17 protein-coding genes are annotated in these 16679 nt (G+C 66.9%); 10 read left to right on the forward strand and 7 right to left on the reverse strand.

Translation table 11 applies throughout. The annotated features are described in order from the left end of the window. Nucleotides 1-346: 346 nt before the first annotated feature. From AB0N05_RS04870 to AB0N05_RS04880, 3 genes are all read left to right on the forward strand, one after another. A complete protein-coding gene (locus tag AB0N05_RS04870; RefSeq protein ID WP_364687675.1) occupies nt 347-1567 on the forward strand; it encodes a cysteine desulfurase family protein in 1221 nt (406 codons plus the stop codon). Next, entirely contained in the window at nt 1568-2692 is a 1125-nt protein-coding gene (gene mnmA, locus AB0N05_RS04875) for a tRNA 2-thiouridine(34) synthase MnmA (RefSeq protein ID WP_364687677.1), read from the forward strand. Between the two features lie 178 nt (nt 2693-2870). Then, nucleotides 2871-3917 (forward strand): methionine synthase, encoded by a 1047-nt coding sequence (locus AB0N05_RS04880; protein WP_364687679.1) that lies wholly within the window; start codon nt 2871-2873, stop codon nt 3915-3917. 3 nt (nt 3918-3920) lie between these two features. On the opposite strand, the gene AB0N05_RS04885 is transcribed toward AB0N05_RS04880, so the two are convergent. Beyond that, nucleotides 3921-4475: a helix-turn-helix domain-containing protein gene (locus AB0N05_RS04885; protein ID WP_364687681.1), complete on the reverse strand. Its 555-nt coding sequence runs from the start codon at nt 4473-4475 to the stop codon at nt 3921-3923. 163 nt (nt 4476-4638) lie between these two features. On the opposite strand from AB0N05_RS04885, the gene AB0N05_RS04890 reads away from it, so the two are divergent. Next, nucleotides 4639-5481 carry an SAM-dependent methyltransferase gene (locus AB0N05_RS04890; protein WP_364687684.1) on the forward strand — a complete coding sequence of 281 codons (843 nt, stop codon included), beginning with the start codon at nt 4639-4641 and terminating at the stop codon, nt 5479-5481. Between the two features lie 160 nt (nt 5482-5641). Here the strand turns inward: AB0N05_RS04890 and AB0N05_RS04895 are convergent, their stop codons facing one another. Continuing rightward, the gene (locus tag AB0N05_RS04895; protein WP_364687686.1) at nt 5642-6013 is read right to left on the reverse strand and encodes a hypothetical protein; all 372 of its coding nucleotides are present in this window, start codon (nt 6011-6013) and stop codon (nt 5642-5644) included. Nucleotides 6014-6106: 93 nt separating this feature from the next. Beyond that, nucleotides 6107-7360 carry an ATP-binding protein gene (locus AB0N05_RS04900; protein WP_364687688.1) on the reverse strand — a complete coding sequence of 418 codons (1254 nt, stop codon included), beginning with the start codon at nt 7358-7360 and terminating at the stop codon, nt 6107-6109. 167 nt (nt 7361-7527) lie between these two features. Here AB0N05_RS04900 and AB0N05_RS04905 point away from each other — a divergent pair, with 167 nt between their 5' ends. Next, nucleotides 7528-8328 carry a metalloregulator ArsR/SmtB family transcription factor gene (locus AB0N05_RS04905; protein WP_364687690.1) on the forward strand — a complete coding sequence of 267 codons (801 nt, stop codon included), beginning with the start codon at nt 7528-7530 and terminating at the stop codon, nt 8326-8328. A 46-nt stretch (nt 8329-8374) separates the two neighbouring features. After that, a complete protein-coding gene (locus AB0N05_RS04910) occupies nt 8375-8938 on the forward strand; it encodes a hypothetical protein (protein ID WP_364687692.1) in 564 nt (187 codons plus the stop codon). A gap of 19 nt (nt 8939-8957) precedes the next feature. Here AB0N05_RS04910 and AB0N05_RS04915 read toward each other — a convergent pair whose 3' ends face one another. Next, nucleotides 8958-9377: a PPOX class F420-dependent oxidoreductase gene (locus AB0N05_RS04915; protein WP_364687694.1), complete on the reverse strand. Its 420-nt coding sequence runs from the start codon at nt 9375-9377 to the stop codon at nt 8958-8960. A 457-nt stretch (nt 9378-9834) separates the two neighbouring features. On the opposite strand from AB0N05_RS04915, the gene ligA reads away from it, so the two are divergent. After that, on the forward strand, nt 9835-11937 hold the full coding sequence (ligA, locus tag AB0N05_RS04920) for an NAD-dependent DNA ligase LigA (protein WP_364687696.1): 2103 nt from the start codon (nt 9835-9837) through the stop codon (nt 11935-11937). Nucleotides 11938-12048: 111 nt separating this feature from the next. After that, a complete protein-coding gene (locus tag AB0N05_RS04925) occupies nt 12049-12552 on the forward strand; it encodes a GNAT family N-acetyltransferase (RefSeq protein WP_364687698.1) in 504 nt (167 codons plus the stop codon). 69 nt (nt 12553-12621) lie between these two features. Here AB0N05_RS04925 and AB0N05_RS04930 read toward each other — a convergent pair whose 3' ends face one another. The 3 genes from AB0N05_RS04930 to AB0N05_RS04940 form a co-directional block, all read right to left on the reverse strand. Beyond that, a complete protein-coding gene (locus AB0N05_RS04930; protein WP_364687700.1) occupies nt 12622-13227 on the reverse strand; it encodes a hypothetical protein in 606 nt (201 codons plus the stop codon). A gap of 39 nt (nt 13228-13266) precedes the next feature. Further along, a complete protein-coding gene (locus tag AB0N05_RS04935; protein ID WP_364687702.1) occupies nt 13267-13737 on the reverse strand; it encodes a hypothetical protein in 471 nt (156 codons plus the stop codon). 152 nt (nt 13738-13889) lie between these two features. Continuing rightward, complete coding sequence (locus AB0N05_RS04940; RefSeq protein ID WP_364687704.1) at nt 13890-14540, reverse strand: amino acid-binding protein; 651 nt, start codon at nt 14538-14540, stop codon at nt 13890-13892. Between the two features lie 243 nt (nt 14541-14783). Between AB0N05_RS04940 and gatC the strand changes: the two genes are divergently transcribed. Both gatC and gatA read left to right on the forward strand, forming a co-directional pair. After that, complete coding sequence (gene gatC / locus AB0N05_RS04945) at nt 14784-15086, forward strand: Asp-tRNA(Asn)/Glu-tRNA(Gln) amidotransferase subunit GatC (protein ID WP_364687706.1); 303 nt, start codon at nt 14784-14786, stop codon at nt 15084-15086. Further along, a complete protein-coding gene (gene gatA, locus AB0N05_RS04950) occupies nt 15083-16552 on the forward strand; it encodes an Asp-tRNA(Asn)/Glu-tRNA(Gln) amidotransferase subunit GatA (RefSeq protein ID WP_364687708.1) in 1470 nt (489 codons plus the stop codon). Before gatC ends, gatA begins: the two co-directional genes overlap by 4 nt. The last annotated feature ends 127 nt before the right edge of the window (nt 16553-16679 follow it).

The following is a 16679-nucleotide window of genomic DNA, read 5'->3' on the forward strand; positions in this document are numbered from 1 at the left end:
GCTAGGTACTGACGAGGCGACCTCGGATTTTCAACGAGCGTCGGCAGAACCTGGAGCGCTCACGGAGGATCCGGGGCAATCGTGGGTGACTTGTCCGGACTGACGCCTGCCGACTCTGAGGCCAGGCGGCGTGTGGGGCCCGCTGGGGGGAGAGGGGGCTGACGGTCACGGCCGGGGGCTCGGTGAACCTTATGGCTGTGTGCGACGTGCCAGAACAGGGCCCAGGGAATACCTGGCATCGATCGGGCGGTTGCGGGGATCGTGTGCAGAATCGTAGAGATCTCGTAGACGGCAGGGTGATACCCCAAGGTTGCGCAGGTCAGGGATGGGATAGGCTTTATCGGTCATGAAGTCGGCTTTCCCGGGTCCGGTCGGTGCCCAGACGGTCTACCTCGATCACGCGGCCACTACACCCATGTTCCCGGTCGCTATCGAGGCGATGACTGCTGTCCTGGGGATGGCGGGGAATGCTTCCTCGCTGCATGGGTCGGGGCGGGCGGCTCGGCGGCTGTTGGAAGAGGCTCGGGAGTCTATTGCGGCGGGGCTGGGGGCGCGGCCTTCGGAGGTGATCTTCACCTCGGGTGGGACCGAGAGCGACAATCTGGCCGTCAAGGGGATCTACTGGGCGCGGCGGGACGCTGAGCCCACGCGCACCCGGATTCTGGTGAGCGCTGTCGAGCATCATGCTGTGCTGGATACGGTCGAGTGGCTGGAGCAGCACGAGGGCGCGCAGGTGACCTGGCTGGAGTGTGATGCGGACGGCATTGTGTCGCCGCGGACACTACGTGAGGCTCTCGCCGCGCATGCCGATGACACCGCGCTGGTGAGTGTCATGTGGGCGAACAATGAGGTCGGGACCGTGCAGCCGATTGCCGAACTGGCTGCGGTGGCACAGGAATTCGACATTCCCATGCATAGCGATGCGGTGCAGGCGGCGGCTCAGTTGCCCATCGACTTCGCTCGGAGTCGTTTGGCCGCGGCGAGTTTCGCTGGGCATAAGGTCGGCGGGCCGCATGGTGTCGGCGTGCTGCTGCTCGGGCGGCAGGTGACGGCGGTGCCGCTGCTGCACGGTGGCGGGCATGAGCGGGATCTGCGCTCGGGCACCTCCGATGTGCCGGGTGCGGCCGGACTGGCCGCGGCCATTCGTGAGACGGTCGCCGGAATGGCTATGCGCACAATCGAATTGGAGCGACTGCGGGACCGGCTCATTGCCGGGGTACGGGCGCAAGTGCCCGAAGCGGTCCTCAATGGGGCGACCGGCGAGCGCAGGCTGCCGGGCAATGCCCACTTCACGTTCCCCGGCTGCGAGGGCGATTCACTGCTCATGCTGCTCGATGCCGCCGGGATCGAATGCTCGACCGGATCGGCCTGCAATGCCGGTGTCGCCGGACCCAGCCATGTGCTGCTCGCCATGGGTGTGGAACCGGCGCTGGCGCGCGGGTCGCTGCGATTCACCTTGGGACACAACTCGACCGACGCCGATATCGATGCCCTGCTGGCGGTGCTGCCGCAGGTCGTGGAGCGGGCGAAGGCGGCCGGAATGGCCGGAGCGAAGGGAGGCTTCTAGATGCGAGTACTTGCCGCGATGAGTGGTGGTGTGGATTCCGCGGTGGCGGCCGCCCGCGCCGTGGACGCCGGCCACGAGGTGGTCGGCGTGCACCTGGCCCTGTCCGCCTCGCCGGGCACGCTGCGCACCGGATCGCGCGGCTGCTGCTCCAAGGAGGACGCCGGTGATGCGCGCCGCGCCGCCGACGTGCTCGGAATCCCGTTCTACGTCTGGGATTTCGCGGACCGGTTCAAGGAAGACGTGATCGACGACTTCGTCGCCGCGTACGCCGCCGGTGAGACGCCGAACCCGTGCCTGCGCTGCAACGAGAAGATCAAGTTCTCGGCGCTGGCCGATCGTGCCGTGGCGCTCGGCTTCGACGCCGTCGTCACCGGGCATTACGCCCGCCTCGAGGACGGTGTGCTGCGCCGCGCCGTGGACGAGGACAAGGATCAGTCCTATGTGCTCGCGGTGCTGACCTCCGACCAGCTCGGGCGCGCCATGTTCCCGGTCGGCGACACCCCGAAGCCGCAGATTCGCGAAGAGGCCGCCGAGCGCGGGCTGGCCGTGGCGAACAAGCCCGACAGCCACGACATCTGCTTCATCCCCTCGGGGAACACCCAGGCCTTCCTCGGCGCGAAGATCGGCATCCGCCCCGGCGCGGTGCTGGATTCCGACGGCACCAAGCTCGCCGATCACGAAGGCGTGCACGGGTTCACCATCGGCCAGCGCAAGGGTCTCGGCCTCGCCGGCCCGGCCGCCGACGGCAAGCCCCGCTACGTCACCGATATCGACCCGGAATCCGGTGTCGTCCGCGTCGGCTCCGCCAAGGATCTCGAGGTGTGGACGGTCCTCGCCGACCGCGCCATCTGGACCTCCGGCGTCACCCCGGACGGCCCGATCGAGTGCATCGCCCAGGTCCGCGCCCACGGCGGCACCGCCCCCGCGGTCGCCGAAGCCATCGGCGACGGCCTCGTGGTGCGCCTGCGCGAACCCCTCACCGGCGTGGCCCGCGGCCAGGCCGTGGTCCTCTACCGCCCCGATATCGAGGGCGGCGATGTGGTCATCGGCAGCGGCACCATCTCCGCCACCGAGCGTGAAACCCACTCCTACGCAAGCGAAGTGGTCGCGGACAGCGCGCTTTGAGCGCCCGGCCCGGCATGCCGGGTGGTCGCGCCCGGTGTCCCGCGCCGTCTTCCGGTACTCCACGCACTGCGGAATCAGGTTCACGGACTGCTGCCAGGTCGGCCGGTTTCGGCCTACGTGGGGCGAGTTGTTTTGGCAAGTGCAGTATTTGAAGGCCTAGTGATGCGGAGTGGCTCGTATGAGCGACGGTAATGACGTGGCGAACGTGCTGCGCGGTGGTATCGCTACGGGGGTCGGGTCCTGGCCCGGGACCGATGCGCGGGAAGCCGCGGCGACCGTGGTGGGGGAGCTCGGGGAGTTGCCGCATCTGGTGGAGTTGCCAGGGCGCGGGGTGGGTGCGGACATGATCGGGCGGGTGTCGGCGCTGCTCGTGGATATGCGGTTCGACGGCACCACGCGCGGGTACCGGCTCGCGGTGCGGCCGGGCGCGGTGGCGCGGCGGGCACATGATCTGTTGCGGACCGATCTTGATGCGCTCGAAGAGGCTTGGGAGACGGCGGGATTCGCCGGGACCGGGCGGGTTGTCAAGGTGCAGGTGGCCGGGCCGTTGAGTTTGGCAGCGGAGGTGGAGCTGCCGATGGGGCATCGGGTGCTCACCGATCCCGGTGCGGTGCGCGATCTTTCGGAATCGCTGGCCGAAGGGCTCTCGAATCATGTTGCCGAGGTGGGGAAGCGACTGGGGGCCGAGGTGCTGGTGCAGCTCGACGAACCGCTGCTCACCCAGGTGCTGGAAGGTTCTCTGCGTGGCGTCAGTGTGATGAACACGGTGCGGGCCATGCCGGAACCTGAGGCGCTGCACATTCTGGACTCGGTGATCAATGCGCAATCCGGGCCGGTGCTGGTGCATACCTGCGCCGACTCGCCCGCGCTCGGGTTCCTGCGCCGGAGTGCCGCCGCCGCTGTCGGTTTCGATATGGCGACCATCAAGACGCCGGATCTGGACCGGATCGGCGAGTTGATCGACGACGGCAAGTATGTGGCGCTCGGCTTGGTGCCGACGACGGCTCCGGCCAAGCCGATCACTTGGCGTGAGGTCGCCGAACCCGGTGTGCGCCTGATCGATCGGCTCGGTCTCCGTCGCCGCCTGCTCGCCGAGCAGGTGCTGGTGTCCCCGGCCTGCGGGCTCGCGGGCGCACCGCTGTCCTGGGCTCGGGAGGCGTTGAAGCTGGCGGGGGAGACCGCACGCATCTACGCGGACGAGCCGGAGTCCATCGACTTCGAGTGACCGTCACATCCGCGCGAGGATATCGGTGGCGATGCGGATGGCCGCTGCCGAGCTCTCCTCATCGCTGAGGTCGAGGTCGCCCATCATCGACAGGCTCCAGCTGATCGCCAGCAGCGCTTGGCGGGCGTGGAAGACGGTGAGGGGCGTGGGGTCGGGTGCGGCCATCAGATCGGCCAGCACCCGGAACTGGTAGCGCAGGCTCGTCCCGAAGCCGAGATCCCGGAACGCGGGCTGGTTTTCGTGCCAGAACCGGATCATGTCCTTGCCCAGCCCGTGCAGCAGCACACCGTAGCGGGTGACGATCTCCCGCGCGCGGTCCCGCCCGGGCGGCGTGGCCTCCGCCCAATCGACGATCTCATCGATACCGCGCCGCAGATCCTCCGACAGGCTGGCCACGATGTCTTCCTTGGTCCGGAAGTGGTAGTACAGCGCGGCTTTGGTGACCCCTAGCCGCTCGGCGATCTCCCGCAGCGAGGTCTTCTCATAGCCGCGCTCAGTGAAAAGCTCCATGGCCACGGCCCGAATCCGCTCCCGCGTATCGCTGCGACGCCCGTCCATCGGATCCTTTCGCCGTAGCGACTGCTTGTAGGTCGCTCGAAATGGTCGGCTCGTTGACCGGCCAACTTTTGCTTGACGACCGGCTAGCCGAAGCCTAGCGTCTGTTTCAGCCCGAATTACCTAGCCGGGCGGCAAGTTAAATTCCGATTTGGGGAGAGATCGAATGACCGAAACAGCAGCGAATGTGCCGGTCGCGGGCGTGGCCATGACCGCCATCGGGGTCGCCGTCATCCGTGCACGTGAATCCCGCCGCGAGGATCGCCTCTACGACGACCCCTTCGCGAAGAACTTCGTCGAGGCGGCGCGCGCCGGGTTCGATGCCGAACGCTGGGCGCGGCTGGAAACGCTCGCCGACCAGTTCTACGAGGGCCGCACCCTCGGCGTCCGCCTGGTCGACGATCGGTTCCGGGAGGCGATCGACCACGGCTGCCGCCAAATCGTCCTGCTGGGTGCGGGTTTGGACACCCGTGCCTTCCGCATGGACCTGCCGCGGGACATTCGGATCTTCGAGATAGACCTGCCGGAGCTGTTCGCGTTCAAAGAGCCGGTCCTCGCGCGGGCTGGAGCGGACCCGACCTGTCACCGCCGGGTGATCGCTCAGGATCTCCGCGAGGACTGGGGAAAGACCTTGGTGAACAACGGCTTTCGCCCGGACCAGCCGACCTGCTGGGTAGACGAGGGTTCGCTCGGATATCTCCCTCTCGAGGAGAACCGCCGAGTCGTCCTCACACTCACCGAATTATCCGCCCCGGGAAGCCGTTTCGGCGTGGGCCGCTTCGCTGTGGACACCACCAGCGGCCCCTACCCGGAACTCCGCCGCCTGGTCTCCGGCGATGCCGAACCCCCACGACCGGCAGGCGGTCTCGGTGATGATGTGGCCGAATGGCTCGAGGCGATCGGCTGGAACACCGAATTCCACAGCTGGAACGATATGGTCGCCCCACTCGGCCGCCCGACCGCCCCGCTCGACCCCGGCACCGGCAATATCGCAGCGGTCCGCCGCTGAGGGACCGAGCAGTCCACCGCAAGTCGACGTGGGCCATCCTGGGCAGCAGCGTCGCGACCGCGCTCAGGCGCTCGACGAGTTGGCCGACATCTCTCGGGAACGCGGTCTGTACGACGACTTCTGAGTGGTCGCGCTCGGGCGAGCTGTTCTGTGGCCCTGGCTAGTTGGTGGGGTTCTGTCCTCGGGAGCCGAAGTACGGGCGGGCTCCCGGGTGGCCCAGTTGCCAGCGGTCGGGTTTGCCCGCGGGGTAGACGACGGGGATCTGGTCGCCCGCGGAGGGCCATTGGTTGGTGTCCCAGGCGAAGCGGCCGTAGACCTCGTGGGCCACCACCGAGGGGCCGGAGATGCTGCCGGTGAGGGTGACGTATTGCTCGCCGGGGGCGTCGGGGCGGGGGCTCACACCGGTGACGTAGAGGGTGCCGGATTCTGCTTGGGGCAGCGGTGAGCCGCCGGATCGGGCGCGGCGGTAGTACGAGAGGGTCGCTACCAGGGCACCGGCGATCAAGACGACGAAGGCGAGCTGCATAAGCATGACGCCCATGCTAGGCGGGGTCTCGCCCGAGCGGGCCGACGTGGTTGCCGCTGGATTGCGGATAGGGCGGTCGCGGCCCGCTCGAGGGGTGGGTCAGCGGGCGGTGAGCTCCGAGATGCCCGCGGCGGTGCGGCGGAGTTGCCAGACGGTGGTGCGTGTGGCTTGGGAGCGGCCATTGCCCCGGTCGATGAGGTTGCGGTCGGAGGTGGTGAAGATGAGCTGTGCGCCGTGGGTGTTGGTTTCCGGGTTCTGGAACAGCTGGATGAGGCTGTCGGCGGATTCGGGGGTGAGGTGGGCGTCTATGTCGTCCACGGCCAGGACGCCGCCGGTGTCGAGGGCATCCAGCATCGGGGGGAGCAGGCGCAATATGGACAGGGTGGCGCTGGATTCGTCGGCGATATCGAAGGCGGTGTCTATGCCCTCGTGGACCAGGCCCAGTCCGACGCCGCGGCGCGCGACCATACGCGAGTAGAGCGCGTCGCGGGCGGCGTAGAGGTTGGAGAGTTCGCGCTGCAACAGGGTGACGGTGACGCCGTGCTCGAGGAACAGCTCCTCGGCATAGCTCGCCGAGGTGGTGCAGGTCTCGATTTCCTTTGTGGTGGAGGCGATATCGGCATCCAGGTCACGCAGGTAGTCGGCGTACATGGGGTCGTCGCCGGGCAGCAGCAGGTCCGCGATGCCGAGGTCGGCGGCGCGCAGCATGGTGAGCAGGCGCACCGCGTGATCGGTGGATCGGGAGATGTGGCTGCCGACGCGCTGGGCGATGTCCTGCGGATCCGGTTTCCCGCATTGCACTTCCAGCAGCGACTGAAACCAGCGGTAGGCGGGCACCAGCGGTTCGGCGTACAGCTGCCCGGACAGGCTGAGCAGCAGCGCATTCGGGCGCACCAGGGGCACCACCGCGCCCAGACCGTAACGGGCGGCCTCGAATTGCGGGCCGATGCGAATATCGTCACCGGCGCGCTCGAAGACGATGCGCTTGCGATTGTGCGGATGCGAGTGCAGCCATTCGGCGCTCACATCGGCATTGTCGAGCTTGAAGCCGTACGTGTACGGGCAGCCCTCGGCGACGAAGTGCGCGACGAATTCCGAAGGGCGGTCCGCGAATCCGAGGTGCGGGGTGCGGACCGGGCCGGAGTAGGGGTCCCAGCCGGTGACCGAGTTCAGCACGGCGTCGCGCATCCGGTCGAGGGCGTCGATGAGTCCGGTCTTGCCGGTGGCGGCGGCGCCGTGGATGGCGGTGACCGGGGTGGCGACCGGACCGTTGCCGCGGGTGAGCCGCAACTCCTGTGGTTCGGCGAGGGAGCGGTGATTAGTCACCTGGAAACTGCGCAGCACGTTCGACATCCTGCCGTTTGCCGGGCAGGAACGCGACTTTCGCTTATCGGGCATGAATCCGCGGGGTCGAGTGGTGGAGCCAAGACGGGCCCTTGACGTGCAACCAAATGGATGCCTATCGTAGGTCATGCAACCAAGAGGTTGCGTATTGTGAGGGCAGATGGACGAGGAGTCCGGTGGACGAGGTTTTCAAGGCGCTGGCAGACCCCAGCCGCCGTCGGCTGCTCGACAGCCTGAACGAGCGGAATGGTCAGACGCTGCGAGAACTGTGCACCGACCTGGAGATGTCCCGACAAGCCGTCAGCAAACACCTGGCCGTGCTGGAAGCGGCCAATCTGGTGACCACGCTGCGGCGCGGCCGGGAGAAACTGCACTATCTCAATGCCGAACCCGTCAATGCCATCACCGATCGCTGGATCAATCGATACGACAAGGGGCGCGTGCACGCACTCGCCGACCTCAAATCAGCATTGGAGAGCGCGACCATGAGCGACGAATTCGTCTACACCACCTACATCAAGACCACGCCCGAAAAGCTGTGGCAGGCACTGACCGACCCCGCCTTCACCAGCCGATACTGGGGCGCGACCTTCGACACCGACTGGAAGCCCGGCTCCACCATGGTCTGGGAGCAGCAGGGCTGGATCGGCAAGGATCCGGCACAGACGGTCGTGACGGCCGACCCGTACCGCACGCTGTCCTACACCTGGCACACCGTCGACAAGGCCTTCGCCGACCAATTCGGCTTCGCCGCCGACGAATTCGAGAAGCTGTCCACCGAGCCCCGCTCCACGGTGACCTTCGACCTCGAACCGTTCGGGGAAACGGTCAAACTCACCGTCCTGCACAATGGTTTCGGCCCCGGCAGCGCCATGCTGGCCGGTATTCGCGAGGGCTGGCCCGCCATCCTGTCCAACCTGAAGACCCTGCTGGAGACCGGTGAGGTGCTGCCCGAACCGGAACCCGCCGCGCCGTGAGGCACCTCCCACCCCCGGCCGGATCGGTTGCCTAGGCTCACGATTCGTGACCAGCCACACGAACGGGGACAAGCCGCGCTTTCTCGTCGTCCACGACTACGGGATGGGCCAGGTGGCCTGGTGGATTCGCGCGCGATCCGCCCGCGAGATCGTCGAAACCTTCGCCGAATGCGAGGTACTCGACACCCCGGAAGCCCTCGAGGCCGCCGCCGGATGGGCGCTCGAGGAAGTCGATATCGACGCCCCGACCATGCCACCCGGCCTGGACGGCATGCGCGCCGAACGCGACGGCCAGCGCGACCTCCCCGGATTCGGTGCGCTGGCCGGTCGCGGCATCGTCTACGTGGTCCAGCCGTGGGACGGCGACGAAGATTTCGAACCCTCCGACTACCTCGTGGAACTCGACTCCGACGGCCGCCGCCTGCGCCAAATCGAGGTCCGCGAGGACGGCGACGCCGTCCGCACCGACATCGACGACTGGCTGTTCAACCCACCCTTCGACCTATACGACCCCGAACTCGCCGAATGCGAGATCGACAAGGACGAATTCGAACGGGCCTGGCAAGCCGCCCGCCCCGCACCCCGAGACCCCTCGGACTTCGAAATCTGAACCGCTACAGGCGAATTGCTCAGCGCGTCAGGCCATAGGCCCGAGTCGGGGTGATCCGCACGACCGCGCGCCGGTCGGCGACCATGGCGCGGCGATAGTCGTCCCAATCCGGGTGCTCGCCGCTGACGGCGCGGTAGTAGGCGACCAGCTCCTGCACGGTGGCATCACCGGGGTCCGCCGCCACGGGCGAAACCTCCGCCTTCCCCTCCAATACCACATATGACCAGAAGTCCTCACTGCTCACATGCAGTGCAGCCCAAGGTTCCCGGCGCAGGTTGAAGTACTTCGCCCGATCCGCGGTGATCGAGATCCGGATGATTCCATCCTCGCCGACCCAGTGCGTCACATTCGACAGCTGCGGCAACCCATCCTTGCGCAAGGTCGTCAGCACCGACTTGTGATGAGCACGAGCGAATTCGACACCCTGAGCGATCTCCATGACACCTGCAACCTCCACATCCCCGACAGTGTTCCCGGTCACTCCACCGCGAAAGCCTCCTCGCATCAAGATCAGGGAGCTCTGGTGGCGTGAAAAGCGACGAATCCCCGCCACCAGAGCTCCCTCACCGCCCGGACGCTAGTTGGGCGTCCGAAGTGCCGGATTTTTGCCACCGAGGCACCTTCGGAATGAGGATGCCGATTGCGGTGCCACGGTTCAAGATCAGGGAGCTCTGGTGGCAGAGAAAGCGTCGAAATCTCGCCACCAGAGCTCCCTCGCCATCGGGAGTCGGCCGGGCGATGTCACGACCAAGATCAAGGAGCGGGGGTGGTGGCGGGAGGGCGGAATCCCGCTCTCTTGGGGATTGGGGAGACCGGTTGGGATTTGTGTGGGATATGGGGTGCGACGTGCGGGAATGTCGCGGCTCGGTGTCGGTGGGCTCCGATATGGTGCTTGTGTGAGTGAATCGGGAAGCGGGATCAACTCGGCGGGCGAGGGCGAGCGCGCGGCGACCGGGGATGAGCGGGTCGAGTGGCAGCGGCTGGCCGAGGAGGTGCGGGATCATCAGTTCCGGTATTACGTCCGGGACGCACCGATCGTCACCGATGGGGAGTTCGACGAGCTGTTTCAGCGGCTGGTAGCGCTGGAGGAGGCGCATCCGGATCTACGCACGCCGGATTCGCCTACTCAGGTGGTGGGCGGGGGGTTCACCACCGAGTTCGCGCCGGTGGATCATCTGGAGCGGATGTACTCGCTCGACAATGTGTTCAATGCCGAGGAGATGCGGGGCTGGATCGACCGCATTGAGGGGGAGACCGGGGCGGCTACGCACTATGTGTGCGAGGTGAAGATCGACGGCGTCGCGCTGAATCTCGTGTATGAGGACGGGAAGCTGGTGCGCGGGGCGACTCGCGGGGATGGGCGCACGGGGGAGGACGTCACCCTCAATGCGCGCACCATCGAGGACATTCCGCACGAGCTCACCGCCACCGACGAATTCCCGATTCCGAAGCTGCTCGAGGTCCGCGGCGAGGCGTTCATGACCCTCGCCGACTTCGAGAATCTCAATGCCGCCATTGTCGCGGAAGGTAAAGCGCCGTACGCGAATCCGCGCAATACCGCGGCCGGGTCGCTGCGGCAGAAGGATCCGGCGGTGACCGCGCGGCGTCGGCTGCGCATGATCTGCCACGGCTTCGGCCGCTCCGAGGGCTTCTCCGCCGAATCGCAGTATGAGGCGTACCGCGCGCTCGCCGCGTGGGGGCTGCCGGTTTCCGTGCATACGGTGCGCGTGCAGGGCGTGGACGCCGTGCTGGATCGCATCGCCTACTGGGGCGAGCATCGGCACGATATCGAGCATGAGATCGACGGCCAGGTCATCAAGGTCGACGATTTCGCCTTGCAGCGCCGCCTGGGTGCGACCTCCCGCGCACCGCGCTGGGCCATCGCCTACAAGTACCCGCCGGAGGAGGCCACCACCAAGCTCCTCGACATTCAGGTGAATGTCGGTCGCACCGGCCGGGTTACGCCGTTCGCGGTCATGGCCCCGGTCACCGTCGCGGGTTCCACGGTCTCCATGGCGACCCTGCACAATGCGTCCGAGGTGGTGCGCAAGGGCGTACTCATCGGCGACACCGTCACCATTCGCAAGGCAGGTGACGTGATCCCCGAGGTTCTCGGCCCGGTGGTGGACGCGCGCACCGGCGACGAACGCGAATTCGTCATGCCCACCCACTGCCCCGAATGCGGCACCGAACTCGCCCCCGCCAAGGAGGGCGACGCCGATATCCGCTGCCCGAATCAGCAGTACTGCCCGGCACAGTTGCGGGAGCGGGTATTCCACGTGGCCGGTCGCGGCGCATTCGATATCGAGGCGCTCGGCTATGAGGCCGCCATCGACCTGCTCAAGTCCGGAGCCATCGCAGACGAAGGCGACCTGTTCTCCCTCGACGAGGAGGCCCTGCTCACCACCACGCTGTTCACCAATAAGAACGGCACGCTCTCGGCGAATGGCAAACGGCTGCTTCAGAATCTGGATGCCGCCAAGGATCGGCCGCTATGGCGAGTTCTGGTGGCCCTGTCCATCCGGCACGTGGGCCCCACGGCCGCACGGTCTTTGGCGTCCGCGCTCGGCAGCATGGATCGGATTCAGGAAGTCTCCGACGAGGAATTGGCCGCGGTCGACGGTGTCGGCCCGACCATCGCCGTCGCGCTGAAGGAATGGTTCACGGTGCAGTGGCACCTCGACATCGTGGACAAGTGGCGCGCCACCGGTGTGCGCATGGCGGACGAGCGGGACGAGTCCATCGAACGCAATCTGGAGGGCCTGTCCATCGTGGTGACCGGCTCCCTGGTGGACTTCAGCCGCGATGGCGCCAAGGAAGCCATCCTGATCCGAGGCGGCAAGGCTGCCGCGTCTGTCTCCAAGAAGACCGCGTATGTCGTCGTCGGCGAGTCCCCGGGTTCCAAGGCCGCCAAGGCCGAGGAACTGGGCGTCCCCATCCTGGATGAGGCAGGCTTCAAGCGCCTCCTCGGGGACGGCCCACCCAAAGCAGAGTCTTAAAGATCAACATGCACTGGCTGAGGGCTCTTCTCGGCCGATGCCCCAGCCAGTGCATGGTGAGCAATTGTCCAAATGTGGTGGGGGACAGGTGATACGGATGGAGTACAGGTGATGGGTGCGAGTGCGGTGGAGATTCGGGATGCGGTGGAGGGGGAGTTTGCGGCTATCGGGGCGCTGACTGTCGAGGTTTATGTGGGGGAGGGGTATGTGGATGGGGACAGCCCTTATGTGGCTGAGCTTGCCGATACGTCGACCCGGGCGGATGCGGCGGAGATTCTGGTTGCCGTGCACGAGGGTTCGGTGGTGGGGTCGGTGACGGTGGCTCGGCCGGGGACGCCGTTCGCGGATATTGCGCGGGCGGGGGAGTTGGAATTTCGGATGCTGGCGGTGTCGAAGGCGGCGCGTGGGCTGGGGGTGGGGTCCGCGCTGGTGCGTCGGGTGATCGAGACCGCTCGTGCGGAGGGGTTCGGCTCGGTGGTGTTGACCACCATGCAGGGCATGGCCGATGCGCGCCGCATGTATGAGCGCATGGGCTTTGTTCATGTCCCCGAACGGGATTGGAAGACCATGGCGGGTAAGCCGCTGACGGTCATGCGCCTTGGGCTCGTCGACTAGGAGACCGGGCCGCTGACGGTCATGCGCTTTGGTCTCGTCGACGAGGAGACCGTCCTCGCCAGAATTGCCCTATGTCAGATTGCCGTCGATGCACAGACTCGGTGTGCGCCAGGTCGGTTCGGGCGGGACGGAGTCGAAGGACCACTGGGAGATCGGGGTTGCGGCCTTCCACATAAGACCGCCCTCGGGGAGCCGGACGACCTGGTAGACGTCGTCGGTGCCGGGGATGAGCTGGGCGCCGACGCAGTAGTCGTTGTAGCTGGTACCGGGTTGTCTTGCGCCCGAGCTGAATTGGCTGGCGGGGGCGGCGCGCGCACCCGGATTGGGCACAGTGCTCGGGCGGTCGGTCGCCGCTCCCCGGAACCAGTGCGGCGCGACCTTGTCGGTGCCGCAGCGGAACTCGGTTCCGCCCGCGACGACGGTGGTGCCCGGTGCGTAAGCCGCACCCGCCCAGAGGCATTCGATGCTCGGTCGGGTCTTGCGTTCCTCGGCCTCCGCGATTCCCGCGCCGAACGGCAGTCCGGCCGCGGTCAGTGCGGCGACCGCGATCGGGGTGACGGCGGCACGGCGTAAGCGGGTGCGGGGACGCTCGATGCGCTGCGAGTCGTCGCTGCGGGGACGCCTGTTGCGCTGTGTGTCGTCGTTGCGGGGTGCGGGCATGGTCATGGTGGTCATCGACTACTCCTCGATCTCGCGGTCGGGTTCATCTCGCGGTCAGCACCAGGAGGCTTGGGGGCGGCAGACTGCCCAGCCGGTGCCGTCGGAACTGTCGATCGGTGTCCAACTGGCGGGGGAGCCGCCGTCGCCCGCGGTGCGCGGCGCGGGTTGCTGCTGCGGAGTGCGGGAGTCGCGCAGGTTGTTCGTGTGCTCGTTCTGCATGAGTGGATTCGTATCGGTGTGGTGGTAGCCGAACGGGTCCGTGTGGTGCGCGCCGGTGGGGTCGAGGTTGGAGAAGCCGCCGGTGGAATTCGGGCCGGTGTAATTCGGACCCGTGGAATTCGTGGTCGGGGAGTTCGGGCTGGATGCTCCGGGCCGCCCCGTGGAACCTTCTCCGCGCGAAAGGGATTCCGCGGCTGCCGGTCCGGCCGCGATGGTGGCTGCCGCAGTGGCGCCGACCAGTTGGGCCACGGTGATGGCCAGTCGTCGGCCACGGGAATTCGATGATGATCGGTGGAAATGCTGCATGGGGCTCCGTTGCCTCTCCGCTCGCTATCTACGTATCTAAATAGTAGATGATCTACGGAGTTGGACCGTAGTTGCGGGCAAAGCTCACATCGAATCCACAGCAAAACGCGCCGATGTGAACAAGTCACACCGGCGCGCGGCAAGTAGGCGAATCAGCCCAGAACAGTGGCGATTATCCCCGCGAGATACCCCAGTCGAGCGACCTCCGACGGGCGGAAATCGGGTCCGCCCGGACGCCCGAGCAGCAGCGCCTTGCCGGTATTACCCAGCGGTGCGGCGGCCAGCTTGGTGTCCATGTCCTTCCACAGCTGCGGCACCCAGTCGGATTCGCCGTCCAGGACCGCGGGCTTCTCCAGCGGCATCCACGGCGCGGAACCCGCCTGGGTCGACGGTGCGCTCTGCGAGCCGACGACGCGGAACGCGCCCGACGGGCCCATATCGATCACCGTGCTCCAGCCGACGCGCAGTACCCGCGGGCAGCCGTCGACGAGCACTTGCAGCCGGTCGTCGCGCGCATTGGCGACCTGGTCGATGAGCTCGAGTTCACGATGGGTGTCGAGCATGCCGGAGTATGGCCGCAGCGAATCGACCTGCACATCGTGCAGGGATTCGGCGGCGGTGATCAACGTGTCCGGGAGCGCGCCGGGCGCGACCTCCACCACGATGTCGTCGATCGCGAAGCCGTCACCACGCTCGACCACGTCGAGCGAGAGGATGTCGGCGCCGACGGAACCCAGCGCGAGGGCCAGTGAACCTAGACTCCCTGGGCGATCCGGAAGTTGCACGCGAAGCAGGTATGACACGTGCCTTCCTTTCTTTGTTGTGCGACCGAAACTTTCGGACGTATACCCGAGTCCCGCAATACTTACACCCTCGAGACCCGGTTATCGAATCGAAGCGTCCGCAGTGATGTGGGCCACTTACCCACGGGTTACCTATCGACGGTAACCCGTCCCGGCCACACCTGTGACGGGCGGCCCGCCGCGACTCGCTAGGCTGTCCTCTACCGAATCTCACGCTCGAACCACGCCGAAAGGGGTCCTGCGGTGCCCGCCATCTCGAGGGACGAGGTCGCTCATCTCGCCCGGTTGTCCCGGCTTGCCTTGACCGATGACGAACTCGATCTCTACGCCGGTCAGCTGGATTCCATCCTGACCCATGTGGCGCAGATTTCCGAGGTCGCCGCCGGAGATGATGTCCCCGCCACCGCGTCCCCGAATCCGGCGACCAATGTGACGCGCCCGGATGTGGTGCAGCAGTGCCTGACTCCGGAGCAAGCGCTGTCCGGCGCGCCTGCGGCCGAAGAGCAGCGGTTCCTGGTTCCGCAGATTCTGGGAGAAGGCGCATGACCGACCTGACGAAGCTGTCCGCGGCGGAACTCGCGGGCAAGATCCATGCGCGTGAGGTCTCCTCGGTCGAGGTGACCGAGGCGCACATTCAGCGCATCGCCGAGGTCGACGGGGAGATCAACGCCTTCCTGCACGTCGCCGGTGAGCAGGCTCTCGTCACCGCCGCCGAGGTGGATCGCCAGGTCGCCGCGGGCACGGTCGCCTCGCCGCTGGCGGGTGTTCCCTTGGCGCTCAAGGACGTTTTCACCACCACGGATATGCCCACCACCTGCGGGTCGAAGATCCTCGAGGGCTGGGTGCCGCCGTACGACGCGACGCTCACCACTCGCCTGCGCGAGGCCGGTATCCCGATTCTCGGCAAGACCAATATGGACGAGTTCGCCATGGGGTCTTCCACCGAGAACTCGGCGTACGGGCCGACCCGCAACCCGTGGGACAAGGACCGGATTCCGGGTGGCTCGGGCGGTGGCTCGGCCGCCGCGCTCGCGTCGTATCAGGCACCGCTCGCGATCGGTACGGATACCGGCGGTTCCATTCGCCAGCCCGCCGCCGTCACCGCGACGGTCGGCACCAAGCCCACCTACGGCACGGTCTCGCGCTACGGCCTGGTGGCTTGTGCGTCGTCGCTGGATCAGGGTGGGCCGTGTGGTCGTACCGTGCTCGATACCGCGCTGCTGCACGAGGTGATCGCCGGGTACGACCCGCGCGACTCCACCTCGCGCAATGTGCCGGTGCCGCCCGTGGTCGAGGCCGCGCGTCAGGGTGCCAATGGTGATCTGCGCGGGGTCAAGGTCGGCGTGGTCAAGGAGCTGCACTCGGACAGCTACCAGCCGGGTGTCATCAACTCCTTCGACGCCGCGGTCACGCAGCTCAAGGAGCTCGGTGCCGAGGTTGTCGAGGTGTCCTGCCCGAACTTCGAATACGCGCTGCCCGCGTACTACCTGATCCTGCCGTCCGAGGTGTCGTCCAACCTGGCGCGCTTCGATGCCATGCGATACGGCATGCGGGTCGGCGACGACGGCACGCATTCGGCCGACCAGGTGATGGCCCTGACCCGTGAGGCCGGGTTCGGTCCGGAGGTCAAGCGCCGCATCATGATCGGCACCTACGCGCTGTCGGCCGGATACTACGACGCCTACTACGGTCAGGCGCTCAAGGTCCGCACCATGATCGCGCAGGACTTCGACAAGGCCTACGAGTCGGTCGATGTGCTGGTCTCGCCGACCAGCCCGTTCACCGCGTGGAAGATCGGCGAGAAGGTCAATGACCCGCTCGCCATGTACCTGTCCGACCTGTGCACGCTGCCCACCAACCTGGCCGGGCACTGCGGCATGTCGGTGCCGTCCGGGCTCAGCGCCGATGACGGCATGCCGGTCGGTTTGCAGATCATGGCTCCGGCCCTGGCCGACGACCGGCTGTACCGGGTCGGCGCGGCATACGAGGCCGCGCGCGGTCCGATCGCCTGAAATACGAGCTCCCGCACCCCTTTCACCGCCCGCTTCGCCGGGTAGTGGGAGGGGCGCGTTGCATTTTGGCCGCAATCCCGGCGTAGGAGACCGTTCGTATCGGCAAGCACTGCGGCGGGCTCGGCTC

It is taken from the genome of Nocardia sp. NPDC051030, assembly GCF_040683015.1.
Classification (GTDB): domain Bacteria; phylum Actinomycetota; class Actinomycetes; order Mycobacteriales; family Mycobacteriaceae; genus Nocardia.

Bases quoted from the DNA above. Each gene is read 5' to 3' on its own strand.
- AB0N05_RS04870 (WP_364687675.1), top strand. From the start codon at position 347: ATGAAGTCGGCTTTCCCGGGTCCGGTCGGTGCCCAGACGGTCTACCTC.
- mnmA (WP_364687677.1), top strand. From the start codon at position 1,568: ATGCGAGTACTTGCCGCGATGAGTGGTGGTGTGGATTCCGCGGTGGCG.
- AB0N05_RS04880 (WP_364687679.1), top strand. From the start codon at position 2,871: ATGAGCGACGGTAATGACGTGGCGAACGTGCTGCGCGGTGGTATCGCT.
- AB0N05_RS04885 (WP_364687681.1), bottom strand. From the start codon at position 4,475: ATGGACGGGCGTCGCAGCGATACGCGGGAGCGGATTCGGGCCGTGGCC.
- AB0N05_RS04890 (WP_364687684.1), top strand. From the start codon at position 4,639: ATGACCGAAACAGCAGCGAATGTGCCGGTCGCGGGCGTGGCCATGACC.
- AB0N05_RS04895 (WP_364687686.1), bottom strand. From the start codon at position 6,013: ATGCTTATGCAGCTCGCCTTCGTCGTCTTGATCGCCGGTGCCCTGGTA.
- AB0N05_RS04900 (WP_364687688.1), bottom strand. From the start codon at position 7,360: ATGTCGAACGTGCTGCGCAGTTTCCAGGTGACTAATCACCGCTCCCTC.
- AB0N05_RS04915 (WP_364687694.1), bottom strand. From the start codon at position 9,377: ATGGAGATCGCTCAGGGTGTCGAATTCGCTCGTGCTCATCACAAGTCG.
- AB0N05_RS04925 (WP_364687698.1), top strand. From the start codon at position 12,049: ATGGGTGCGAGTGCGGTGGAGATTCGGGATGCGGTGGAGGGGGAGTTT.
- AB0N05_RS04930 (WP_364687700.1), bottom strand. From the start codon at position 13,227: ATGACCACCATGACCATGCCCGCACCCCGCAACGACGACACACAGCGC.
- AB0N05_RS04935 (WP_364687702.1), bottom strand. From the start codon at position 13,737: ATGCAGCATTTCCACCGATCATCATCGAATTCCCGTGGCCGACGACTG.
- gatA (WP_364687708.1), top strand. From the start codon at position 15,083: ATGACCGACCTGACGAAGCTGTCCGCGGCGGAACTCGCGGGCAAGATC.